The 24889-nt window shown below is 76.9% G+C and carries 12 protein-coding genes; 6 read left to right on the plus strand and 6 right to left on the minus strand.

The window, feature by feature from the left end; translation table 11 throughout:
• The first annotated feature begins 70 nt into the window (after window positions 1-70).
• The gene (locus tag GA0070622_RS19300; protein WP_281187029.1) at window positions 71-829 is read left to right on the plus strand and encodes a thioesterase II family protein; all 759 of its coding nucleotides are present in this window, start codon (window positions 71-73) and stop codon (window positions 827-829) included.
• Between the two features lie 64 nt (window positions 830-893).
• Here GA0070622_RS19300 and GA0070622_RS19305 read toward each other — a convergent pair whose 3' ends face one another.
• The 3 genes from GA0070622_RS19305 to GA0070622_RS19315 are packed head-to-tail and all read right to left on the minus strand — an operon-like array spanning window position 894 to window position 18083.
• Window positions 894-1781, minus strand: coding sequence for an SAM-dependent methyltransferase (locus GA0070622_RS19305; RefSeq protein ID WP_091574891.1), 888 nt, complete (start codon window positions 1779-1781; stop codon window positions 894-896).
• A gap of 29 nt (window positions 1782-1810) precedes the next feature.
• Window positions 1811-3373, minus strand: coding sequence for a bifunctional 3-(3-hydroxy-phenyl)propionate/3-hydroxycinnamic acid hydroxylase MhpA (gene mhpA, locus GA0070622_RS19310; protein ID WP_091574895.1), 1563 nt, complete (start codon window positions 3371-3373; stop codon window positions 1811-1813).
• A 28-nt stretch (window positions 3374-3401) separates the two neighbouring features.
• Window positions 3402-18083, minus strand: a complete 14682-nt coding sequence (locus tag GA0070622_RS19315) for a type I polyketide synthase (protein ID WP_091574899.1) — start codon at window positions 18081-18083, stop codon at window positions 3402-3404.
• Between the two features lie 185 nt (window positions 18084-18268).
• Between GA0070622_RS19315 and GA0070622_RS19320 the strand changes: the two genes are divergently transcribed.
• From GA0070622_RS19320 to GA0070622_RS32090, 3 genes are all read left to right on the plus strand, one after another.
• A complete protein-coding gene (locus GA0070622_RS19320; protein WP_091574903.1) occupies window positions 18269-19045 on the plus strand; it encodes a hypothetical protein in 777 nt (258 codons plus the stop codon).
• 31 nt (window positions 19046-19076) lie between these two features.
• Window positions 19077-20120, plus strand: a complete 1044-nt coding sequence (locus GA0070622_RS19325; protein ID WP_091574906.1) for a 3-dehydroquinate synthase family protein — start codon at window positions 19077-19079, stop codon at window positions 20118-20120.
• Between the two features lie 298 nt (window positions 20121-20418).
• The gene (locus GA0070622_RS32090) at window positions 20419-20733 is read left to right on the plus strand and encodes a hypothetical protein (RefSeq protein ID WP_141684594.1); all 315 of its coding nucleotides are present in this window, start codon (window positions 20419-20421) and stop codon (window positions 20731-20733) included.
• Window positions 20734-20815: 82 nt separating this feature from the next.
• Here GA0070622_RS32090 and GA0070622_RS19330 read toward each other — a convergent pair whose 3' ends face one another.
• The 3 genes from GA0070622_RS19330 to GA0070622_RS19340 are packed head-to-tail and all read right to left on the minus strand — an operon-like array spanning window position 20816 to window position 23854.
• Complete coding sequence (locus GA0070622_RS19330) at window positions 20816-21544, minus strand: HAD-IA family hydrolase (RefSeq protein WP_091574910.1); 729 nt, start codon at window positions 21542-21544, stop codon at window positions 20816-20818.
• 34 nt (window positions 21545-21578) lie between these two features.
• Entirely contained in the window at window positions 21579-22700 is a 1122-nt protein-coding gene (locus GA0070622_RS19335) for a Gfo/Idh/MocA family protein (RefSeq protein ID WP_091574913.1), read from the minus strand.
• Entirely contained in the window at window positions 22697-23854 is a 1158-nt protein-coding gene (locus GA0070622_RS19340; protein WP_091574916.1) for a DegT/DnrJ/EryC1/StrS family aminotransferase, read from the minus strand. The genes GA0070622_RS19335 and GA0070622_RS19340 overlap by 4 nt, the downstream gene beginning before the upstream one ends.
• A 183-nt stretch (window positions 23855-24037) precedes the next feature.
• On the opposite strand from GA0070622_RS19340, the gene GA0070622_RS19345 reads away from it, so the two are divergent.
• Both GA0070622_RS19345 and GA0070622_RS19350 read left to right on the plus strand, forming a co-directional pair.
• Window positions 24038-24469, plus strand: coding sequence for a type II 3-dehydroquinate dehydratase (locus tag GA0070622_RS19345; RefSeq protein WP_091574919.1), 432 nt, complete (start codon window positions 24038-24040; stop codon window positions 24467-24469).
• A 63-nt stretch (window positions 24470-24532) separates the two neighbouring features.
• A complete protein-coding gene (locus GA0070622_RS19350) occupies window positions 24533-24886 on the plus strand; it encodes a DoxX family protein (RefSeq protein ID WP_091574923.1) in 354 nt (117 codons plus the stop codon).
• Window positions 24887-24889: the final 3 nt, after the last annotated feature.

Raw genomic sequence — 24889 nt, forward strand, 5'->3', positions numbered from 1 at the left:
GCGCGGTTAGCGTCCGGTGGACCGCCCTGGCGCCCGTCGCGGGCGCCACCGCCGGAAGGACCGCGTGACGATGACCGACCACGACAACGGCCTGTGGGTACGCCGGTTCCATCCGGCCCCGGCGGGCGCCCCGCGCCTGGTGTGCCTGCCGCACGCCGGCGGTTCCGCGAGCTTCTTCTTCCCGGTGTCCCGGGCGCTGTCGCCCGCCGTGGAGGTGCTCAGCGTGCAGTACCCGGGCCGGCAGGACCGCCGGCAGGAGCCCTGCGTGCCGACCATCGGCGAGCTGGCCCGGCAGGTGACCGACGTGCTGCGCCCGTGGACGGACCGGCCGTTGGCGATCTTCGGGCACAGCATGGGCGCGACGCTGGGCTTCGAGGTGGCGCGGCTGCTGGAGGCCGAGACCGGCGCGCCGGTGGCGCACCTGTTCCCGTCCGGCCGGCGGGCGCCGTCGTGCCGCCGGCACGAGACCGTGCACCTGCTCGACGACGAGGGCCTGCTGGCCGACGTCAAGAAGCTCAGCGGCACGAACTCGGCGATCCTCGGCGACCCGGACATGCTGCGCGCGGCGCTGCCGGCGATCCGCAGCGACTACCGGGCGGCCGAGACCTACACGTACGCCGACGGCCCGAAGCTGACCTGCCCGGTCACGGTGTTCACCGGCGACGCCGACCCGAAGACCACGGTGGACGAGGCGAAGGCGTGGGCGGAGCACACCACCGGCCCGTTCGACCTGCACGTCTTCCCGGGCGGCCACTTCTTCCTGGCGTCTCACCAGCCGGCGATCCTGCGTACCCTCTCGGCGGCGTTGACCCGCACGACGGTCGGCTGACAAGGCGGGCCGCGATCGGCGCCGGCCCCCGCCGCCCGGCCCGGGTGGCGGGGGCCGCTGTCGGTCAGGGCTTCTGCGCCACCGCGATGACGTAGTCGAGCAGCCCCAGCTCCTTCTTGATCAGGTCGGCGTCGCGCCAGTGGTTGGCCATGCCCTTGACCGCGCTGCCGTCGACGGCGGCGCGGAACGCCGGGTCGGCGGGGCGGGCGGCCTGGAACCGCCGCCAGCCCTCCCAGGTGCGGTCGGCGATGGAGTGGACCTCGACGTTGCCGAAGCCGGCGGCGGTGAGCTGCTCGCCGTAGGTGCGGCGGTCGTGCCAGTTCTCGTCCGGCAGGCTGAACTTGACGAAGCTGAGCGGACCCGAGTTGATCGACATGCGCGGGGTGTCGTTGCTCAGCGGGATGATGTCGGCGGTGGCCAGGGTGCCGCCCGGCCGCAGCACCCGCAGCGCCTCGGCGAAGAACGCGCTGCGCGGGTGGAAGTGGAACGCCGACTCCAGCGCCACCACCCGGTCCACGCTGGCGTCCGGGAACGGCAGGGCGGTGGCGGTGCCGAGCCGGAAGTCGGCCCGGTCGGCCAGACCCTCGCGGCGGGCCCGCTCCTGGGCGTGCTCGACGTGCCGGGGGGTGACGTTGATGCCGTGCACCCGGGCCACCCGGCGGTCCCGCAGCCAGGCGAAGTCCTGGTCGCCGTAGCCGAAGCCGACGTCCAGGACGGTGTCGTCGGGCTTGAACCCGGCGGCGTCGGCGAGCTTGTTCGCCAGCGCCTCGCCGGCGACGTCGATGCTGGTGACGCCCTCCTCCCAGTAGCCGACGTTCATGTAGCGGGAGGTGCGGGCGGCGAACTCGACGTCCGGCGACTGGATCTCGTAGAACCGGCGGACCCGGGTCACCGGGTCCTTGGTGGCCAGGGTCCGGACGACCCGGCCGAGGGTGCGGAGGTTCTCCAGCATGTCAGCTCCTCAGGGCTGGAAGGGGATGGTCAGGGCTGCAGGGCGGGGGCGGAGACCTGCCGGCGCAGGTCGGCCACCACTGTCGCCGCGGCGTCGGGCCCGGTCGCCGCGCCGAAGAGGTAGAAGTCCGGGCGGATCAGGGCGGCGTCCGCGCCGCCCAGCCAGGACAGGTACGCGCCGTCGAGGTCGACCAGGTCGTCGGCCGCCGCGTCGCCGTCGGCGGGCCGGACGGTCAGCCGGTACGCGCCGAGGTCGTCGAGGAACGCGGCGGCGTCCGGGTCGAGCGCGGCCGGTTCCCGGGTGAGCAGGACGAAGCCGACGCCCACCACGTCGTCGAAGCCGCCGGTGCGCCCGCCGACGGACACCCGGCCCTGCGGCGCGGGTTCCCCGGCACGCGGCGTCGGCGTGCCGTCGGCGTCACGGTGCAGCACGCCGTCGACGATCGCCTCGCGCAGCGACCGGACGTGCCGCTGCTGGGTACGCCGGCGCAGCGCGGCCAGCATCACCGAGTCACGGCCGGCGGCCTTCTTCGGGTCGGTCTCGCAGATCACCGCCCCGGAGTCCATGGACATCCGGATCGCGTGCTGCACGTGCGCCCGCCGCTCCACCTGGTAGGTGTCCAGCAGCGCCTCACCGGCGAGGCCCCGGCGCACCAGGTCCAGCTTCCAGGCCAGGTTGACCACGTCGCGGAAGCCGGAACTCATGCCCTGCCCGAGGAACGGCGGCATGACGTGCGCGGCGTCGCCGGCCAGGAACACCCGCCCGCGCCGCCACAGGTCGGCGGAGCAGGCCTGGGTGGTGTAGACGCCGTAGCGGTCCAGCCGGGCGTTGTCCGGCGTGATGTCGAACAGGCCGAGCAGCCGCCAGGCGCTGGCCTCGGTGCGGAACTCCTCCAGCGTCTCCCCCGGCACCCGCATGAACTCCCACCGCCGGTGGTCCGGCCCGGCCGAGACGGCGGTACGCGGGCGGGCCGGGTCGCAGATCTGCAGGTTGTTCGGCCGGAACTCGCGTGGGGTGTGCAGCACCACGTCGCAGACCAGCCAGTCGTGGGTGAAGTCCAGGTCGGTGACGGCTGAGCCGAGCCAACCCCGGACGAAGCTGTTCGCGCCGTCGCAGCCGAGTACCCAGGAGGCGGTGAACGTGTGGTTCCCGCCGTCGCCGTCCACGGCGGTCACCTCGACCCGGTCGCCGTGGTCGGCCAGCCCGGTCACCTCGACGCCCCGGCGCACCTCCACCCCGGGCAGCGCCGCGCCCCGCTCGGCCAGCCGGTCCTCCAGGCCGGGTTGGTAGAACGACGTCGAGTCGGGCCAGCCGGCCGGTCCGTCGGGGGCGGCGCGCACGTGCAGCAAGGTGCGGCCGAAGCCGTTCTTCCAGGTGTACTCGCCGGACAGCTCGGTCACGTCGGCGAGCCGGTCGGCCACGCCGCAGGCGGCGAGGATCCGGCTGGCCTCGCCGTCGTAGGAGACCGCGCGCGGCATGCTGTACGGGGTGGTCCACTTCTCCAGCACCCGCACCGTGAAGCCGCGCTGTGCCAGCAGGATCGCGGCCACCTGGCCCACCGGGCCGTAGCCCACGATCAGTACGTCGGTCATCGCCGTCCCTCGTTCGTCCGCTGGGCCGCTACAGCCCGAGTTCCGTGTCGATCAGGCTGAAGATCTCGTCGTCGCTGGCCCGGTCGAGGTCCAGGTCGTGGTCGCCGGCGGAGGCGCCGCGCATGGTCCGCCACTTGGCCACCAGCACCTCCAGCCGCGCCGCCACCTGGCTGTGCAGGTCGGCCTCGACGGTCGTCTCGGCCAGCGCCCGCTCCAGGCGTTCCAGCTCGGCCAGGACCGCCGGGGCGGCCTGCCCGCCGTCGGGCACGAGCCGGGACCGCAGGTACGCGGCGAGCGCGGCCGGGTCCGGGTAGTCGAAGACCGCGGTGGCGGGCAGCCGCTCCCCGGTCGCCTCGGTGAGCCGGTTGCGCAGCTCGACCGCGGTGAGCGAGTCGAAACCCATCTCGTGGAAGGCCTGGCCCTCCCGGATCGCGTCCGGGCTGCCGTGGCCGAGCACCGCCGCGGCGGTGGCCCGGACCAGGTCGAGCAGCAGCGCGGCCTGTTCCGCGCCGGTGAGCGCGCGCAGCCGTGCGCCCAGGTCCGTCCCGCCGGTGGCCGCGCCGGCCCGGGCGCGGGGCCGGTCCGGGCGGACCAGCCCGCGCATCAGCGCCGGCACGCCGGGCCGTGCGGCCAGCGCGGCCCGGTCGACCCGGGTGGGCACGAGGTGTTCCTCGGGCGCGGTGAGGCCGGCGTCGAACAGGGCCATGCCCAGGTCGGACGGGATGGCGAGCTGCCCGTCGCGGGCCGTGCTCGCGCGGTCCACGCCGACGGTCAGCGTGCTGGCCTGCGCCCACAGACCCCAGGCGTACGCGCGGGCCGGCAGGCCCGCGCCGCGCCGGCGGCGGGCCAGCGCGTCCAGCCAGGCGTTGGCGGCGGCGTAGTTGCCCTGCCCGGGTACGCCGAACACGCCGGCGCCGGAGGTGAACAGCACGAAGCCGGCGAGGTCGAGGTCGCGGGTCAGCTCGTCGAGGTGCCGGGCGGCGTCCACCTTGGGCCGGAAGACGGTGTCGATCCGCTCCGGGGTGAGCGCGGTGACCACCCCGTCGTCGAGCACGCCGGCCAGGTGCACCACGGCGGTCAGCGGGTGCGCGGCCGGCACGCCGGCGAGCAGCCCGGCGACGGCGTCCCGGTCGGCCACGTCGGCGGCGGCGACGGTGACGGTGGCGCCGAGCGCGGTCAGCTCGGCGGCGAGGTCGGCCGCGCCGGACGCGTCCGGGCCGCCCCGGCTGGCCAGCAGCAGGTGCCGTACCCCGTGCCCGGTGACCAGCCGGCGGGCCACCAGGCCGCCGAGCAGCCCGGTGCCGCCGGTGAGCAGCACCGTGCCGTCCGGGTCCCACCGTTCCGGCATGGTGAGCACCACCTTGCCGACGTGCCGGGCCTGGCTGACGTGGCGCAACGCGTCCGGGGCCTGCCGGACGTCCCAGGCGCGCACCGGCAGCGGCCGCAGCGCGCCGGCGGCGAACAACGCCAGCAGCTCGGTGAGCATCCGCTGGATCTCGTCCGGGTCGACCTGCGTCAGGTCGTACGCCCGGTAGTCGACGCCCGGGTGGTCGGCGGCGACCCGGGCCGGGTCGCGCAGGTCGGTCTTGCCCATCTCCAGGAACCGTCCGCCGCGCGGCAGCAGCCGCAGCGACGCGTCGACGAACTCGCGGGCCAGCGAGTCGAGCACCACGTCCACGCCGCGTCCGCCGGTGACCGCGCGGAACCGGGCCTCGAAGTCGAGCGTGCGGGACGACGCCAGGTGGTCCTCGGGGACACCCAGCTCGCGCAGCGCGGGCCACTTGCCCGGGCTGGCGGTGGCGAACACCTCGGCGCCGAGGTGGCGGGCGATCTGCACCGCCGCCATGCCGACGCCGCCGGCCGCCGCGTGCACCAGCACCGACTCGCCGGCCCGCAGGCCGCCCAGCCCGACCAGTCCCCGCCAGGCGGTCAGGAACACCACCGGCACGGTCGCGGCCTGCGCGTCGGTCCAGCCGTCCGGCACCGGCATCAGCAGCCGCCGGTCGGTGACCGCGACCGGGCCGAAGCAGCCGGTGAACACGCCGAGCACCCGGTCGCCGGGGCGCAGGTCGGTGACCTCGGCGCCGACCTCGGTGACCACGCCGGCCGCCTCGCCGCCGGGCGGACCCGGGTCGCCCGGGTAGAGGCCGAGCGCGTTGAGCACGTCGCGGAAGTTCAGGCCGGCGGCGCGGACCCGTACCCGCACCTCGCGCGGGCGCAGCGGCGCGTCGGCCGCGTCGGTGGGCACCAGCGCGAGGTGGTCGAGGCTGCCCCGCCGGGGCACGTCCAGCCGCCACGCGGTCGCGTCGGCCGGCGGGGTGAGCGTGGGCGCGTCGGCGCGGCGGGCCAGCCGGGGCACGTACGCGCCGCCGTCGCGCAGCGCCACCTGCGGCTCGTCGGCGGCGAGCAGCGTGGACAGGGTGGCCGCGTCGGGCGCGGTGTCGGCGTCGAGCAGCACGAACCGATCCGGGTGCTCCGACTGGGCGGAGCGGACCAGGCCCCACGCCGCGGCGGCGTCCGGGTCGTCGACCTCGCCGGGGCCGTGCACGCCGACCGCGCCGAAGGTGAGCAGCACCAGGCGGGTGTCGGCCCAGCGCGGCTCGGCCAGCCACCGCTGCACCAGCGCGAGCGTGTCCCCGGCGAGCCGCCGCGCCCGGTCCCCCGCCGCCGCGTCGTCGTCGGTCGCGGTGGGCCTGCCGGTGGCGCGGGTCGTCGTTGCGGACGTACCGTCGCTCGTCACGATCCCGGCCGTGAGCGGCGCGAGCACCGCGTCCGGCGTCGGGATCCCGGCGTCGATCGCGGCGGCCAGCGCGACCAGATCCGCGTAGCGCGGCAGATCGGCCGAAGCCGCAGGGTCGGCCGGGGCCGGCGGATCGGCCGCGTCGGCGACGGCGGCAACGTCGGCCGGGGCCGTCGGGTCGGCCGCGGCGGGCCGGTCGGTCAGGACCGGCCGGTCGGTCGGGGCGGCGAGCACCGCGATCCGGGCCGGCGCCGGCGCGGCTGGCGTCGGCAGCGGCTGCCAGGTCAGGTGGAACAGCGCGTCGGTGACCGCGTCGTCCCGGGCGCCCAGCTCGGTGCGGGAGATCGGCCGCATGGCCAGCGACGCCGCCTCGACCACCGGGGCACCGGTCGGGTCGGTGGCGGTCAGCGCGAACGCGTGCGGGCCGACCCGGCCCAGCCGGACCCGCAACGACGTCGCGCCGGACGCGTGCAGGGTGAGACCGTTCCAGGCGAACGGCAGCAGGATCCGGTCGCCGCCGGCGTCGGCCAGGCCACCGAAGTGCGCCGCGTGCAGGGCGGCGTCGAGCAGCGCCGGGTGCAGCGCGTACCGGTCGGCGTCGCCGCGCGGGCCGGGTGGCAGCTCCACCTCGGCGTACACCTCGTCGGCGCCGGCCCGCACGGCCCGCAGCCCTCGGAACGCGGGTCCGTAGCCGTACCCCTCGTCCACCAGGCGCTCGTAGAAGCCGGTCAGGTCGACGGCGGGGGCGTCCGGCGGCGGGGCGGTCGTCGTCGGGGTGGTCGTCGTCGGGGTGGTGCCGGCGGCGGAGAGCGTGCCGCTGCCGTGCCGGGTCCACGCCGCGCCGGCCGGCCCGTCGGCGGGTCGGGAGTGCACGGCGACCGGGCGGCGGCCGTCGTCGGCGGCCGGTCCGACGGCCACCTGGACCTGGGTGGCCGCGTCCTCCGGCAGGGTGAGCGGCGCCTCGATGACCAGTTCGTCGAGGACCGGGCAGCCGACCTCGTCGCCGGCGCGCAGGCACAGCTCGACCAGGCCGGTGCCGGGCACCAGCACCCGGCCGGCGACCCGGTGGTCGGCCAGCCACTGCTGCTCGCCGACCGCCAGCCGGCCGGTGAACAGGTGCCCCGAGCCGTCGGCCAGCGGCACCGACGCGCCGAGCAGCGGGTGACCGACGTCGGCCAGGCCGGCCGCGCCGACGTCGGCGGCGCCGCCGACCGGCCGGGGCCAGTAGCGGCGGCGGGCGAACGCGTACGTGGGCAGGTCGACCCGGCGGCCACCGGCCAGGGCCGGCTGCCAGTCGACGGGCACCCCGCGCACGTGCAGCTGCGCGACGGCGAGCAGGAACCGGGCCCGGTCGCCCCGGTCGCGCTGCAACGAGCCGACCACCACGGCCGGGCGGTCGTGCTCCTGGAGCGTCTGGTCGATGCCGGGCGTCAGCACCGGATGCGGACTGCACTCCACGTAGGTGTCGTGGCCCTCGGTGGCGACCGCCCGGATCGCGTCGGCCAGCTCGACCGGTTGGCGCAGGTTGCGGTACCAGTAGTCGGCGTCCATCTCCGGGCCGTCGAGCCAGCGCAGGTCGGTGGTGGAGTAGATCGGCACGGCGGCCGGGCCGGGCGTGACACCGGCGACGGCCTCGGCCAGCTCGGCGCGGATCCGTTCCACCTGCGGGGAGTGCGAGGCGTAGTCGATCGGGACGCGGCGCAGCCGCACCCGGTCGGCGGCCAGCTCGGCGGCGAACTCGTCCACCGCCGCCGGCTCGCCGGAGACCACCACGCTGGCCGGTCCGTTCACCGCGGCCACGGCCAGCCGGTCGCCGTAGCGGGCCACCCGCGCGCGGACCGCGTCGACGGCCAACGGCACGGCCGCCATCTCCCCCGCGCCGGCCAGCCGGCGCAGCGCGCGGGCGCGCAACGCCACCAGCCGGGCCGCGTCCGGCAGGGACAGCACCCCGGCAACGCAGGCGGCGGCGATCTCGCCCTGCGAGTGGCCGACCACGGCGGCGGGCTGTACGCCGTACGAGCGCCACAGCTCGGCCAGCGACACCATCACCGCGAACAGCAGCGGCTGCACCACGTCGGCCCGGTCCAGCGCGGGCACGCCGGGCGCCTGGCGCAGCAGGTCGCGCAGCGGGTGCTCCAGCCACGGCCGCAGCGCGGCGTCGCAGGCGGCCATCCGTTCGGCGAACACCGGTGACTCGTCGAGCAGGTCCAGCGCCATGCCGGCCCACTGGGAGCCCTGGCCGGGGAAGACGAACACCACCCGGCCGGTGACGGTGGGCTCACCGCGTACCAGGTCGGTGGCGGGCTGACCGGCGGCGAGCGCGTCCAGGGCGGCGGCGACACCGGCCTGGTCGGCGACGACCACCGCCCGGTGGTCGAAGCCGGACCGGGTGGTGGCCAGCGACCAGGCCACGTCCAGCGGCCGCTGGTCGGGGCGGTCGGCGAGGTGGGCGCGCAGCCGGCGGGCCTGCCCGGCCAGCGCCTCCGGGGTACGCGCGGAGAGCAGCCACGGCAGCGCCGCCGGCCCGGCCGGCGGTTGCGGGTCGGCGGCCGGCTCGGGCGGCGCGGCCTCGACCACCACGTGGGCGTTGGTGCCGCTGATGCCGAACGAGGAGACGCCGGCGCGGGCCGGCCGGTCGGCGCGCGGCCAGGGCCGGGCCTCGGTGAGCAGGTCGACCGCGCCGGCCGCCCAGTCGACCCGGCTGGTGGGGCGCTCGGCGTGCAGCGTGCGGGGCAGCCGGCCGTGCCGCATGGCGAGGACGACCTTGAGCACGCCGGCCACGCCGGCCGCGGCCTGGGTGTGGCCGAGGTTGGACTTGACCGAGCCGAGCAGCAGCGGCGCGACGTCGTCCGGCCGCCGGCCGTAGGTGGCCAGGAGCGCCTCGGCCTCGATCGGGTCGCCGAGCGGGGTGCCGGTGCCGTGCGCCTCGACCGCGTCCACGTCGGCGGGGTCGAGGCCGGCGGCGGCGAGCGCGGCCCGGATCACCCGTTCCTGGGACGGCCCGTTCGGGGCGGTGAGCCCGTTGGACGCGCCGTCGGAGTTCACCGCGGAGCCGCGCACCAGGGCCAGCACCGGGTGGCCGCGCCGGCGGGCGTCGGAGAGCCGTTCCACCACCAGCACGCCGACGCCCTCGGACATGCCGAACCCGTCGGCCTCCTCGGCGAACGCCTTGCACCGGCCGTCCGGGGCGAGGCCGCGCTGGCGGCTGAATCCGGTCAGCCCGGCGGGGCCGGACAGCACCGACACGCCGCCGGCGAGGGCCAGGTCGCAGTCGCCCTGCCGCAGCGCCTGCGCGGCCAGGTGCAACGCCACCAGGGACGCGGAGCAGGCCGTGTCCACGGTGACCGCCGGCCCTTCCAGGCCGAGCGCGTACGCGACCCGTCCGGACAGGACGCTCGCGGCGGTGCCGGTGAGCAGGTGCCCCTCGTCGGCGGTGGTCTCCCCGTCGTCGGAGGTGGCGCCGGGGGCGATCCGGTCGGTGTAGTCCTGGCCGTGGGTGCCGGCGAACACGCCGGTACGGCTGCCGCGCAGCGTGTCCGGGTCGATGCCGGCCCGTTCCAGCGCCTCCCAGGACGTCTCCAGCAGCAGCCGGTGCTGCGGGTCCATGGCCAGGGCCTCGCGCGGGCTGATGCCGAAGAACGCGGCGTCGAAGTCGGCCAGGCCTGTGAGGAAGCCGCCCGCGCGGGTGTAGGTGCGGCCGGGGGTGCCGGGCTCCGGGTCGTACAGGTCGGCCAGCGGCCAGCCCCGGTCGGTGGGCAGCTCGCCGATCACCTCGCCGCCGGCGTCGAGCAGCCGCCACAGCTCCTCCGGGGAGCCGATGCCGCCGGGGAACCGGCAGGCCATGGCGACCACCGCGACCGGTTCGTCCAGCGCCACGGTGGTGGCGTCGGCGACCTCGGTGGCGGTGGTGCCGAGCAGCCGGGCGTGCAGGTGCGCGGCGAGCAGTTCCGGGGTGGGGTGGTTGAACACCGCGTGCGGGGCGAGCCGGACGCCGGTGGCGGCGGCGAGCCGGTTGCTCAGTTCCACCGCCATCAGCGAGTCGAAGCCGAGGTCCTTGAACGGCCGGCGCGGCTCGACCAGCTCCGGACCGGCGTGGCCGAGGACCGTCGCGCAGCGGGCGCGGACCAGGTCCAGCAGCAGCGCGGCCCGGTCCGGCTCGCCGAGTCCGGCCAGCCGGTCGGCGAGGCCGGTTCCCGTCCCGGCGCCCGGCTCGGCGACGACGGCCCGGCGCGGGGGCGGCGGCAGCAGCGCCCGCAGCAGTGCCGGCACCTCCCCTCCGGCGCGGACCGCGGCCAGGTCCAGCCCGATCGGCACCAGCTGCGCCGGTCCGGCGCGCAGCGCGGCGTCGAACAGCGCCAGTGCGGCGGGGGTGTCCAGCGGCCGGGTGCCGGCGCGGGCGAGCCGGGCGAGGTCGGCGGCACCGAGCCGGCCGGCCATCCCCTCGGTCTCGGCCCACAGGCCCCAGGCGAGCGCGGTGCCCGGCAGCCCCCGGTCGCGGCGGTACGCGGCGAGCGCGTCGAGGAACGCGTTGCCGGCGGCGTAGTTGCCCTGGCCGGGGCTGCCGAAGGTGGCCGAGGCGGAGGAGAACAGCACGAACGCGGCCAGGTCGAGGTCGGCGGTCAGCTCGTGCAGGTGCCAGGCGCCGTGCACCTTGGCCCGCAGCGCCACCGCCCAGCGGTCCGGGTCGAGGTCGGTGAGCAGGGCGTCGGCGGTGGCGCCGGCGGCGTGCACCACCGCGACCAGCCGGTCGGCGAGCGGGGCGAGCACGGCGGCGAGGGCGTCCCGGTCGGCCACGTCGGCGGCGACCAGCCGGACGGTGACACCGGCCCCGGTCAGCTCGTCGATCCAGAGTGCGGGCCGGGCGGTGCGGCCGAGCAGCACCAGCTCGCGCACCCCGTACGCCTCGACCAGGTGGGTGGCGACGTGCCGGCCGACGCCGCCGGTGCCGCCGGTGACCAGGACCGCGCCGCTGGCCAGCGCGGGCGGCGCGTCGGTCTCCGGTTCACCGGCCGGGCGCAGCCGGGGCAGCAGGGCCCGGCCGTCGCGCACCGCGATTTCCGGCTCGTCGTCGGCGGCGGCGAGCGCGGCGCGGACCGTGGCGTCGTCGGTGGCGTCGAGGTGCAGCAGCAGGAACCGGTCGGGGTGTTCGGCGCGGGCGACGCGCAGCAGGCCGGCGGCCGGGGCGTGCGCCGGGTCGCCGTCGCGGACCGCGACCGCCAGCGTGGTGTCGGAGGCGCGCGGGTCGTCGAGCCAGCGGCGCAGCACCCCCAGCAGGTCCCGGCCGATCGTGTCGGCCCGCTGCGCGACGGTGGCGGCCGGGTCGCCGTCGGGCAGGCGCAGCACCAGCACCGGGGGCAGCGGCCCGGCCGGGGGTACGGCGTCGGCGAGCGTCCACGTGGGCACCGGCCCGGTCGGCGCGGGCGTCCAGTCCACCGTGTACAGGCCGGCCGGGGCGGTCTCCGGGGTCGGCGCGCCGGCCGCCGGCGCCGCCACGGCCCGCAGCGCGATCCGGTCGACGTCGAGCACCGGGCGGCCGGCGTCGTCGACGGCGCTGAGCGTCACCCCGTCCGCGCCGGCCGGGGCCAGGGTGAGCCGCAGCGCGTACGCGCCGGTGGCGTGCCGGCGCACGCCGGTCCACCCGGTCGGCTCGATCCGCTCCCCCGGCCCGGCGGGCGGGGCGAACCCGGCCAGCGGGAGCAGGCGCAGCGCGGCGTCGAGCACGTCGGGGTGCACGCCGTACCGCTCGGCGTCCGGGTCGGCGGCGTCGTCGGGCAGCCGCACGTCGAGGTGCAGCCGGTCCCCGGCGGTCCAGGCGGCCCGCAGCAGCGGGTGCGCCGCGTCGACCGGCCGGGCGCCGGCCGGCGGCCAGGTCACGGCCGGTACACCCGGCGCGGCGAGCGGATCGGCCGGGGCGAGCGTGGCGTCGGCGACGGCCCGCCAGGGCTCGTGCTCGCCGGCGCGGATGTGGCAGCGGGCGACCCGGCGGCCGGTCCCGTCCGGTCCGGCGACGTCGATCTGGAGGTCGACGGCCAGCCCGGCGGGCAGCGGCACCGGTTCGGGCGTGCGCAGGCGCTCCAGCACCGGCGCGTCGAGCCGCTCCCCGAGGTGGCTGAGCGCGTCGAGCAGCGCGGACCCGGGCAGCAGCGGCGCGGCGCCGTCCGGCGTGGCCGGTCGGGAGGTGGTGAACCGGCCGGTGGCGACCACCTGGCCGGTGCCGGCCACCGGCAGCACGGTGGCGAGCAGAGGGTGCCCGGTGTCGCCGGTCGGCGCGCCGGGTGCGGCGGGCAGCCAGTAGTGCCGGTGCCGGAACGCGTAGGTGGGCAGCGGGACGGGCGCGTGCGGGCCCGGCCCGGCCAGTGCGGCCCGGTCGACCGGCACGCCACGCACGTGCAGCCCGGACACGGCGGTGAGCAGCGCCACCGGTTCGGGCACGCCGCCGCGTAGGGTCGGCACGCAGGCGAGGTCGTCGCCGCCGTCGGCGAGGCAGTCGGCGGCCATCGCGGTGAGCACGCCGCCGGGACCGACCTCGAGGAACGTGGTGGCGCCCTCGGCGCGCAGCGCGCGGACGCCGTCGCGGAAGCGCACGGTGTCGCGGACGTGCGCGACCCAGTGCTCGGGCGAGGCGAGCCGGGCCGGGTCGACCGGCGCGCCGGTGAGCGTGGACACCACCGGCACCTGCGGCGCGCGGTAGGTCAGTCCGGCGGCGACCGCGCGGAACGCGTCGAGCATCGGCGCCATCCGGGGCGAGTGGAACGCGTGCGACACGCGCAGCCGGCTGGTCCGGCGGCCGGCGGCGCGCAGCGTCGCGGCGACCGCGTCGACCGCGTCGGCGTCACCGGAGAGGACCACGGCGGTCGGCCCGTTCACCGCGGCCAACCCGACCCGGTCGGTGAGGTGGGGTCGCACCTCCGTCTCGTCCGCCTCGACCGCGACCATCGCGCCGCCGACCGGCAGCGCCTGCATGAGCCGGGCCCGCGCGGCGACCAGCGCCGCCGCGTCGGCGAGCGGGAACACGCCGGCCACGTGCGCGGCGGCCAGCTCGCCGATCGAGTGGCCGAGCAGCAGGTCGGGGCGGACGCCCCAGGATTCGAGCAGCCGGTGCAGCGCCACCTCGACGGCGAACAGCGCGGGCTGGGTGTAGCCGGTCTGGTCGAGCAGGTCGGCACGGGCGTCGCCGGCGGGGGCGAGGACCACGTCGGCGACCGGGTGCGGGACGTGCCCGGCGAGGTGCCGGTCCAGTTCCGCGCAGGCGGCGTCGAACGCCTCGGCGTAGACCGGGTACGTCTCGCGCAGCTCCCGGCCCATGCCGGGGCGTTGCCCGCCCTGCCCGCCGAACAGCACGGCGAGCCGCCCGTCGCCGACCCGGCCGGTGAGCACCCCGGCCGGTTCCGCGTCGCCCCGACTCAACGCGGTCAGCCCGGCGCGGGCGTCGGCCGGGTCGCGGACCAGCAGCGCCGCCCGATGCTCCAGCGCCGCCCGGGTGGTGGCCAGCGCGTACGCCACGTCGGCCGGGTCGGCCTCGTGCCGGTCGAGCCAGGTGGACAGTCGGGCCGCCTGGTCGCGCAGGCCCTCCCGGCTGGCGGCGGAGAGCAGCCACGGCACGGTGGCGGGCGTGGCCCGGTCGGCGGTCGGCGCGGCCGGCGCGGCGGGTGGGGCCTCGACGATGACGTGGGCGTTGGTGCCGCTGATGCCGAACGAGGAGACGCCGGCCCGGTGCGGGCGGTCGACCTCGGGCCACGGCCGGGCCTCGGTCAGCAGCTCCACCGCGCCGGCCGACCAGTCCACCTCGCGGGTCGGCGCGTCCACGTGCAGCGTGCGCGGCAGCGTCCCGTGGCGCAGCGCCAGCACCATCTTCATCACCCCGGCCGCGCCGGCCGCCGCCTGGGTGTGCCCGAGGTTCGACTTGAGCGAGCCGAGCAGCAGCGGCGTGGCCGCGTCCCGGCCCCGGCCGTACGTGGCCAGCAGCGCCTGCGCCTCGATCGGGTCGCCGAGCCGGGTGCCGGTGCCGTGCGCCTCGACCGCGTCCACGTCGCCCGGTCCGAGCCCGGCGGCGGCCAGCGCCCGGCGGATGACCCGTTCCTGGGCCGGGCCGTTGGGCGCGGTCAGCCCGTTGGACGCGCCGTCGGAGTTGACCGCGGAGGCGCGCAGCAGCGCCAGCACCGGGTGGCCGTGACGGCGCGCGTCGCTGAGCCGTTCCAGCAGCAGCACGGCGACGCCCTCGGACCAGCCGGTGCCGTCGGCGGCGTCGGCGAACGCCTTGCACCGGCCGTCCGGGGCGAGGCCGCGCTGGCGGCTGAACTCGACGAACGCCTGCGGGGTGCCCATCACGGCGACGCCGCCGGCCACCGCGAGGGAGCAGTCCCCGGCGCGCAGCGCCTGCGCGGCCAGGTGCAGCGCCACCAGCGAGGACGAGCAGGCGGTGTCCACGGTCACCGCGGGCCCCTCCAGGCCCAGCGCGTACGCGACCCGCCCGGACACCACGCTGCCGGCGGTGCCCACGCCGAGGTAGCCCTCGGTGCCGGGCGGCGCCTGCCCCACCTGGGCCGCGTAGTCGTGGTGCATCACGCCGGTGAACACACCGGTGGCGCTGCCGCGCAGCGCGGTCGGGTCGATCCCGGCCCGCTCGAACAGCTCCCAGGACGTCTCCAGCAGCAGCCGTTGCTGCGGGTCCGTCGCGAGGGCCTCGCGCGGGCTGATGGCGAACAGGGTGGCGTCGAAGTCCCCGGCGCCGGCCAGGAACCCGCCGACCCGCGCGTACGAGGTGCCGGGCCGGTCGGGGTCGTCGGAGAAGAGGTGGGTCAGGTCCCAGCCCCGGTCGGTGGGGAACCCGGTCAGTCCCTCCCGCCCGGAGTCCAGCAGGTCCCACAGCTCCTCGGGGCCGGTGACGCCGCCGGGCAGCCGGCAGGCCATGGCGACGATGGCCACCGGGTCGTCGGTGACGACCGGGCCCGACCGGTGCCCGGCGTCCGGGGCGGCGGCGCCGCGCAGCAGCGTGGCCAGGTGCCGGGCGAGCGCGGCGGGGGTGGGGTGGTCGAACGCGGCGGTGGCGGACAGCCGCGCCCCGGTGGCCCGGTTCAGCCGGTCCCGCAGCGCGACCGCGCGGACGGAGGTGAATCCCAGGTCGGTGAACGCCCGGTCCGGCCGGACCGCGCCCGGCCCGGGCAGCCCGGCGACCTCGGCGGTGCTCGCGCGGACCAGGTCGGCCAGGACCCGGTCGCCGGCGGCGGTGGTGAGCGCGGCGAGCCGGCGGCGCAACGCGTCCGCGTCGCCGTCCGCGCGGGCCGGGCCGCGCCACGCCGGGTGGGTGGCCACCCGGTCGGCCGGTTCGGCCACCAGCACCAGGTCGTCGCCGTCGTGCGCGGCGTCGAACGCGGCCGTCTCGGCCCACGCCGGTCCGGCCACGCCGACCAGCCGGGCCGGCAACCCGGCCGCGTGCCGCCGGGCGACCAACGCGTGCAGCGCGGCGACCGCGCCGGCCGCGCTCTCCCGTCCGGCCGCGCCGAGCAGCAGGTCGGCGGGGACGAGCACGGTGTACGCGGTGGCGCCGGCGTGCCGGGTGCGCAGGTCCAGCCGGCCGGCGAGGTCGAGCAGCCGGGCGGCGCGGTCCGGGTCGTCCAGGTCGGCGTCGGACAGCCGCAGCACCGCCGCGCCGAGCGGTGGGGTGGACGGGTCGTGGTGACCGGCCGGTCCCGCGTCCGCGTCGGGGAACCGGTGCGCGGTGATCTCGGCGCCGGTCCCGGCGAGCGCCGGCGCCCGAGCGGTCCGGTCGACGGGGGCCAGCCACACGGTGCGGGCGCCGTGCGCACCGGTCAGGTGCCGGGCCAGCGTCGCGCCCTCCTCGGTGTCCGCGCCGACGAGCGCCACCGGCACGGACGGGTCGAGCACCGTGGCGGCACGCTCCCGGGCCGGCGCGCCGGCCGGCGCGGGGGCGGCGTACCGGGCGGTGCCGGCGCGCAGCGCGACCTGCGCCGCTGCGGCGTCCACCACTGACGGCAGCAGCGCGGTCGAGCGGGGGTCGCCGTCGGTGTCGACGAGCACGATCCGGCCCGGGTCCGCGGCCTGCCGGCAGCGCGCCCGGGCCCACGCGACGTCGGCGGCCGGGACGAGGTCGGGGTCGTCCGGCGCGTCGGCCGTGGACGCGTCCACCGCGCCGCTGGTCAGCACCAGCACCCGGGCGTCGGCGTACCGGCCGTCGTCGAGCCACCCGTCGAGCGCGGTCGGGTCGGCGTCGACCACCACCAGCACGTCGGTACCGGCGTCGGGCGGTCCGGTGTGGACGCCCGCTCCCTCGGTGGCGAGCGCGGCGGCGACGGGCTCGGCGTCGGCGCCGACCACCGCCCAGCGCCGGCCGACGTCGGCTGCGGCGGCCGGTTCGAGGGGCCGCCAGGTGAGTCGGGTCAGCGCCTCGTGGTGGGTGCCGTTGACCCCCCGCAGGCGGGCCGGTCGCTCCCGCAGCAGCCGCCGGGTGACCTTCCCCGAGGCGGTACGGGGCACCGCGTCGATCTCGTACAGCTCCTGCGGCACCTTGTGGTACGCGAGCCGTTCCCGGCAGGCGGCGTACGCGGCGGCCGGCGCGAAGCCCTCCGGCGCGGGCACCACGTAGGCCACCGGCACCTCGCCGAGCACCTCGTGCGGGCGGCCGGTCACCGCCACGTCGGCGACGCCGGGCACGGCCCGCAGCACGTCCTCCACCTCGACCGGGTGCACCTTCTCCCCGCCCCGGATGATCAGTTCGCGGTGCCGGCCGGTGACGAAGAGGTTCCCGTCGCCGTCGCGGCGGGCCAGGTCGCCGGTGCGGTACCAGCCGTCGCGCAGCGCCGCCGCGGTCGCCTCGGGCAACCCGTGGTAGCCGACCATGACCCCCGGCCCGCGCACCCACACCTCGCCCTCGTCGCCGGTCGCCACGTCCCGGCCGGTCTCCGGGCTGACCAGGCGGACGTCGACGCCGGTCACCGGCTGCCCGCACGAGCCCTCGACCCGGGGCCGGTCCGGCCGGGTCACCGCGATCGAGCCGCACGTCTCGGTGCTGCCGTACGCGTCGAGCAGCGGCGCGTCGAAGACCTCCTCGAACGCGCGGCGCAGCTCCCCGGTGGTGATCGCGCCGCCGACCAGGCAGATCCGCAGCGCCGGTGCGCGGAACCCGTCCGCGCGGGCGGCGGCGACCAGGTGGTGGTACATGGCCGGGACACCGGCCAGCACGGTCGCCTCGTCCTCGGCGACCGCGCGCAGCACGTCGGCGGCGGCGAACCCGTCGACCAGGCGGGCGCTCGCGCCGACCGCGGTCACGCTCAGCACGCAGCCGATGTGGGAGAGGCTGTGGAACAGCGGCAGCGGCCAGACCACCCGGTCGGCGGAGGTCAGGTCCGGCACCGGCACATAGCAGGCGGCCACCGACCACAGGCAGGTGCGCTGGGTGGAGAGCACGCCCTTGGGCCGGCCGGTGGTGCCGGAGGTGTAGAGCATCCAGGCGACCTCGTCCAGGCCGAGGTCGTCGCGGGCGTCGGCGACCGGCGGCGCGTCGACGAGCGCCGGCCATGGGGTCGCCCCGTCCGGGTACGGCCCGTCTCCGGTCACCCAGATCCGCAGGTCGGGCCGGTCCGCGCGCAGCCGCCGGAGCTGGTCGAGGTGTCCCGGGTCGGTGACCACCAGCACCGCGCCGGAGTCGTCCAGCAGGTGGGCCAGCTCCGCGTCGGTGCTGCGCGGGTTCAGCGGTACGCCGACCGCGGCGGCCCTGGTCACGGCCAGCCAGGTCTCCACCGTCTCCACCCGGTTGCCCAGGCAGAACGCGACCCGGTCGCCCCGGGCCACACCGGCGTCGACCAGGTGCCCGGCCAGCCGCCGGGTGACCGCCTCCAGCCCGGCCCAGTCCACCGCCCGGTCCGCGTCGCGGAACGCCACCCGGTCCGGCAGCCGGTCGGCGTGGGCCCGGAGCAGCTCCGGCACCGGCTGGACCAGGTCACTGCGCAGCATGTCACCACATCCGTCCCTCGCCGTAACGGCCCAAGTCTGGCCAGCGGCCCGGCGGCGACCTACCCCTGTCGCCCCCTAACCGGACCCCGGTTCCCGGCCGCGCGCGGGTGGTCCGGCGGGGCGGCGCGGTGATGATGGGCTCGCCCCGAGGACGCCGCGTACCCACCGCCGACAGTCGAGGTGCCATGGACCGCTCCTGGTTGTTCGCCGACCTCGCCGTGCCCGGCACGGGGTGCGTGGACGTGCGGGCGGCCGAGCTGGTCGGCACCGTGGTGGCGCGGCTGGTCGCCGAGGTGCGCACCGCCGACCCGGGGGTGTGCTGGTTCTTCGACCGCCTCGACTCCCCCGCCCCGACGCGGCTGCGGCTGGGCCTGCACGCCGGGCCCGCCGCGCTCGACCTGGCGCGCGACCGTCTCGGCCCGGCCGCCCGGCCGGCGCCCCCGGCGTACACGGTGCGGGACCCGGCGCGCGGCGGTCCGCTCGCGCACGCCGGCAGTGAGCTGGCGTTGACGCTGCTCGGCGGCGAGCCGCCGTGGCTGGCCGGGCTGGAGCTGCCGCTGGCGGTGGCGCACCTGCGGCACCTGTGCGGGTTGGTGCCGGCCGGCGACCGGGCGGCCTTCCTGTTCCTGCACTGGCAGGACCGCAGCCGCCCGCTGACCGGGGCGCAGCGCCGGGACCTGGCCGCGCAGGCGCAGGCCGGCGCGGACAAGATCGTGCTGGCCGCCGGCGACCTGCCGCTGGCCGAGGACCCGGTGGCGGCGGCCTGGGGTCGCTACCTGGACCGGGTCGGCGAGGTGGCCGCGCAGGACCACCCGGCCGCGCCGCGCGGCTTCCTGATCGCGACGCACGCCCAGCTGAGCCACCGCCGGTGGGGCATCGACCCGGCCGTCGACTCGCTGGCCGCGCTGGCGCTGCGGATGGCCGGGCCGGGCGTGTCCGCACCCGGCGGACGGGCCGGCTGACAGTGGTTTCCTCGACCGACGGGAGAGTCGCATGACCGTCCAGGGCAGCGTGGGCGCCCGTACCGTCGACGTGGAGCTGGGCGACCGGTCGTACCCGGTGGTCGTCGGGCCCGGGGTACGGCACCGGCTGGCGGCGGAGGTGGCGCGCGTCGGCGCCCGCCGGGTCGTGGTGGTCTCGGCCCGGCCGCCGGAGTGGACGCCCGACCCGGGCGTGCCGCACCGGGTCGTGCCGGCCCGCGACGGCGAGCACGACAAGACGCTGGCCACCGTGGAGTCGCTGTGCCGGGCGTTCGCCGGGTTCGGGCTGACCCGCGCCGACGCGGTGGTCTCCTGCGGCGGCGGCACCACCACCGACGTGGTGGGTCTGGCCGCCGGCCTCTACCACCGGGGCGTCGCGGTGCTCCACCTGCCGACGTCGCTGCTGGCCCAGGTGGACGCCAGCGTGGGCGGGAAGACGGCGGTGAACCTGCCCGAGGGCAAGAACCTGGTCGGCGTCTACTGGCAGCCGCGCGCGGTGCTCTGCGACACCGACTACCTGGGCACGTTGCCGGAGGTGGAGCGGCGCAACGGCTACGGGGAGATCGCCCGCGCCCACTTCATCGGCACCGGCGATCTGCGCGGGCGGACCGTGACCGAGCAGATCACCGCGTGCGTGGCGCTCAAGGCCCGGGTGGTGGCCGCCGACGAACGCGACGCGGGACTGCGGCACATCCTCAACTACGGCCACACGCTGGGGCACGCGCTGGAGCGGGCCACCGACTTCCGGCTGCGCCACGGCGAGGCGGTCGGCGTCGGGACGGTCTTCGCGGGCCGGCTGGCCGGCCGGCTGGGCCGGATCCCCGCCGCGCGGGTCACCGAGCACCACGAGGTGGTCGCCGGCTACGGCCTCGACACCGGCCTGCCGTCGGGGGTGGACGCCGACGAGCTGATCGCGTTCATGCGGCGGGACAAGAAGTCCACCGCCGGCCTGTCCTTCGTGCTCGACGGCCCGGCGGGCCCGGAACTGGTCCCCGACGTGCCGGAGGCCGAGGTCCGCGCCGCACTCACGAGCATCTCCACACCACGTCTCCAGTGACCGGACGTCGTCGAACAGTAGTAAGCTTCGATGCGAAGGAGGGGAGTATTCCCTCGCGTCGGCCTCGTCAGCACGGAGCGCCCGTCAGGGCAATCCCGGGGCCGGTGGCGCTGTTCCTCACGTGGCGCGGAAGAGACCTCCGAGAGGCGTGAGCGACGCGGTCCCCATGAGGATCGCGGTGAGCACGAGGGAGGCACACCACCAGACGTCGTCGGCCGGCCACTGACCTGTAGGCCGGCAAGTCCCGGGCTGAAGGGTGAACCCCGCAATGAACAGATACTGCTAGCGGGACGCAACCGTGGGAGACGCCGCGCGACTGGTCGCAGCGGTCGTTTCCCTCGTGATCTCGACCGGGCTGCTCCTGTTGACGCTCGACCTCGTGAGGAAGTCGACCAAGACAGGCGGAGCCTTCGAGATCTCGTGGCAGCCGTTTGCGTTCCATATCAAGTTCTGGGCCAAGGCGCCGGAAGGGCACCTTGGCGACACCGCCGGGGAAGAGCGACCACCACCAACGTCGACGAGCGACCAGCCGTCGACATCGGTGGGTGAGCTCGCACGGCCGGTGTCACCACCTCCGAACCCCTCCGACACGGGAGGGGGTGACGGCGGCTGAACCAGCCCGGGCACGCTGGCTTGGCACGTCTCCTGGAGACTCCGGCCAAGCCAGCGCCCACCATCTCGCCGAGGTGGCGGTGTCAACCGCGCTCGGACCCCGCCATCTCCCCGAGCTGGTGTGGATCACGGGCGGCGCAGTGGGTGAGCAGCTCGTCGGGTTTGTGGGCGACCAGGTCGGGGCCGGCCGCGAGCAGGGCCGTCACGTCGCCGCCGTGCCAGGTGGTGGCGACCGTGGTCACCCCGGCCTCCCGGCCGCTGGTCAGGTCCGTGATCGCGTCACCGACCATCATCGCCGCGGTCGGCGGCATGCCCAGCAGGTCCAACGCGCGCAGCACGATGTCCGGGGCGGGCTTGGGCCGGGGCACCTCGTCCGAGCCGATCACGTGGTCGAACAGGGCGAGCACGCCGAGCAGGTCGAGCAGCGACCGGGCGCGCGGCCCGCTCTTGCCGGTGGCCACCGCCATCCGGATCCCCCGCTCGTGCAGCGCCTCCAGCGTCTCGCGGACACCGGGGAACAGCGGCACCCGGTGGGCCAGCCGGTAGCTCTCCCGGACGAACGGTCCCTCCATCTCCAGCGGCAGCCCCATCAGCCGCATGATGTCCGGGAAGTACCGCCCCATGTGCCGGTTGTACTCCTCGAACGGCGCCGGCCCGCCGCCGACCACCTCGGCGTACGCGATGCTGAACGCCTCACGCATCACCGCCGAGCTGTCGACCACGACCCCGTCGAGGTCGAACACGACGGCCCGGATCGGGCCCGGTCGGGGGGCGAGGACGGCGGCGCCGGCGGTGGACGGCGGCTGGCTCATGGCTGCTCCCGGTGGGTGAGGTCGCCGGTGGTTCTCACCGGTCGCGCGCTCCCGCCAACGCGTGCACCGGCGGGGTGGGCCGGGCGCAGCGGTAGACGCGTTCGATGGCGTCGATGGTGCGGCGGGCGTCGGCCGCGGCCACGCCCCGGCTCGCCGGGTCGGCGAGCAGGTCGGGCAGGGCGTCGAGCTGCCGGTCGTACTCGGCGCCGATGGGCTCGGCGGGCAGCGGCAGGCGGACCGTCTCCCCGTCGCGGGTACGGGTCAGCTCCGGCGTGGCGTCCCGGTTGGGGCTGAACCCGAACGTGCAGCGCAACGTCACCGACCCGGCGGTGCCGTGCACGGAGACGGTGGTCCGGTCGCGCGCCTCGTGCGACGCCCAGCAGGCGTGCAGGGCGGCGGACGCGCCGTCGGCGGTGAGCAGGAAGGCCCGGGCGGTGTCCTCGACGTCGCCTCGCCCGCCGGTGCCGGCGGTGCCACGCCAGGCGGCCCGCGCGGCGTCGTCGTTGACGAAGTCGTCGGAGACGCTGCCCACGACGTGCGCGACCGGGGCCGGCCCGAGCAACGGCAGCACGGTGTCGAGCAGGTGCCAGCCGAGGTCGACCAGCGCGCCGCCGCCGGAGAGGTCGCGCCGGGTGAACCAGCCGCCGGCGTCGGGCACGCCGCGGGCGCGTACCCAGGCCACGTCGACGTGCCGGACCGGACCGAGACCGGCTGCGGCGTCGACCAGGGCACGCACGTCGGCCCGGTAGCGCGCGGCGCTGCCGGCCAGCAGCACCGCCCCACCGGAGCGCTCCGCGTCGGCCAGGTCGTCCGCCTCGGCCGAGGTGAGGCAGACCGGCTTCTCCAGGAACACCGGTACGCCCCGGCGCAGCAGCCGGGCCGCGACGACGGCGTGCAGGTGGTTGGGCACCGCGACCACCACGAGGTCGGCCGCGCCCGCGGGCAGGTCGGCCACGTCCGCGTACGCGTCGGGGACGCCGTGGTCGGCGCGCGCCCGGTCCCGGGCGGCGGCGTCCGGGTCGACCACGGCGGTGACCGTGAACCGGGGGTGCGCGGCGAGCCGGGGCAGCCAGATCTGCCGTCCGGCCCAGCCGAGGCCGGCCACCGCGACCCGGACGGTACGCCCCGGCGCGGCGGCCGGCTGCGACCCGGTCATCCGGCCAGCACGTCGGCGAGCACGGCGGCGATCAGGTGCATCTGCTCCTCGGTGCCGAGCAGCGTGCGGTGGTGCAGCCAGATGCAGTCGGCGTGGATCTGCTCGGTGTTCGGGCACCGTGCCGCGATCTGCTCGACGGTCTCGTCCGGCGCGCCGGCCAGCCAGAACCCGTCGCACCGGTAGATCGCGCGGAACGCCACGAACGCCGGGATGCCCCGGGCGATCAACGCGTCGACCACGGCCCGACGGCGTTCGATGGTGATCCCGGGTACGCGGAACATGGCCATGTAGTGCGGGTTGCGGTCACCGCGTTCGTCGCGGCCCTGCGGCACCACGCCGGGGATCTCGGCGAGCAGGCTCGCCAGCAGCGGCCAGCGCTGCTCGCGCAGCGCGATCTGACCGTCCAGCCGGGACAGTTGGGCGCGCAGCACGGCGGCGCTGAACTCGTTCATCCGGTAGTTCGAGCCGGTGGTGCGGTGCAGGTAGTCGCGGTCGGTGCGGGGCCGGCCGCAGCTGTGCACGAGGAACGCCTTCTCGTAGCTCTCCTCGTCGGGGAAGAGCACCGCGCCGCCCTCGCCGGCGGTCATCAGCTTGCCGTTCTGGAAGCTGAACGCGGCGACGGAGCCGAGTTCGCCGACCCGCTTGCCCTGCCACCGCGCGCCGTGGGCGTGCGCGGCGTCCTGGAGCAGCGCGACTCCGGCGTCTGCGGCGATCTTGTCGAGCGCGTCCATGTCGGCGAACTGCCCGGCCATGTGCACCGGCATCACCACCCGCGTGCGCGGGGTGATGGCGGCGGCGACCGCGTCCGGGTCGACGCAGTAGGTGTCCGGGTCGACGTCGACGGGCACGGCCACCGCGCCGAGGCGCTGCGCGGCCAGCGACGAGGAGATGAACGTGAAGGCGGGGACGATCACCTCGGTGCCGGGGCCGACGCCGAGCACCTCCAGCGCCACCTCCAGCGCGTGGGTGCCGTTGGTGACGGCCAGCGCGTACGGCGCGCCGTGGTACGCGGCGAACTCGGCCTCGAACGTGTCGACCTCGTCGCCCCCGACGCGCCACCACTGGCCCTGTTCCAGGGCCCGGACGAGGCCGGTCCGCTCCTCGTCGCCGAACTGCGGCCAGGCGGGGAACTCCGGCGCCGGCAGATCACTCATGATGTCCCACTCCCTGCTCCCGATAGGAACGGCCCGGCTGGGACGCTAACCGAGCCGGCAGGCCGCTGACCTCCCCTAACGGCCCCTAGCCGCCCCTAACCGCCCCCTGCCGGCGGTGGCCGGTCGGCGCGTCGGGCCGATACTCCGAGGACCTGTCGTCGTCCGCTCCCGGTGAGGTGCCACGTGTCCGAGGTGCTCCTGCTCAACGGCCCGAACCTGGGCATCCTCGGCCGGCGGGAGCCGGAGATCTACGGCACCGACACGCTGGCGGACATCGAGCGGGCGGTCGGCGAGGAGGTGGCCGGACGGGGCTGGCGGGTCGTGGCGAGACAGCACGACTGCGAGGGCGAGATGATCCGTACCATCCAGGACAGTTATGAGACGGTGGGCGCGATCGTGAACCCGGGCGCGTTGATGATCGCCGGTTGGAGCCTGCGCGACGCGTTGGCCAACTATCCCCGCCCGTGGCTGGAGGTCCACCTGTCCAACGTGTGGGCCCGGGAGAGCTTCCGACACGACTCGGTGCTCGCCCCGCTGGCCGCGGGGGTGATCGTGGGTCTGGGCGCGCTCGGCTACCGGCTGGCGGCCCGCGCGCTCGTCTCCACAGTGTCCTGACCGACCGCCCCACCGCACCCATCCCGGTCGCCCGTCGTGGCGACCCGACCCCCGAGGATCCCCGTGACCGTCGCGATCATCGTTCTCACCGTGCTGCTCGCCATCATCCTGGTGCCGCTGGCCGTGCAGAAGCTCACCGGCAACGCGCAGATGCGCCAGCGGATGTCGCACCTCGGCGTCTCCGCCGGGCTGACCCGCGTGATCGGCCTGCTGGAGCTGGCCGGCGTCGCGGGGCTGCTGCTGGGCCTGAAGTTCTGGCAGCTCGGCCTGGTCGCCGCGGTGGGCGTCACCGTGCTGCTGATCGCCGCCGTGGCCTACCACCTGCGCGCCAAGGACGACGGCAAGGTGATCATGGTGCCGCTGTTCTTCGCGTTCGCCGCGGCCGCGCTGGCGTTCCTGCACCTGCTGGCGCACTGAGGC

Source organism: Micromonospora sediminicola, from assembly GCF_900089585.1.
In the GTDB taxonomy this organism is placed as follows: domain Bacteria; phylum Actinomycetota; class Actinomycetes; order Mycobacteriales; family Micromonosporaceae; genus Micromonospora; species Micromonospora sediminicola.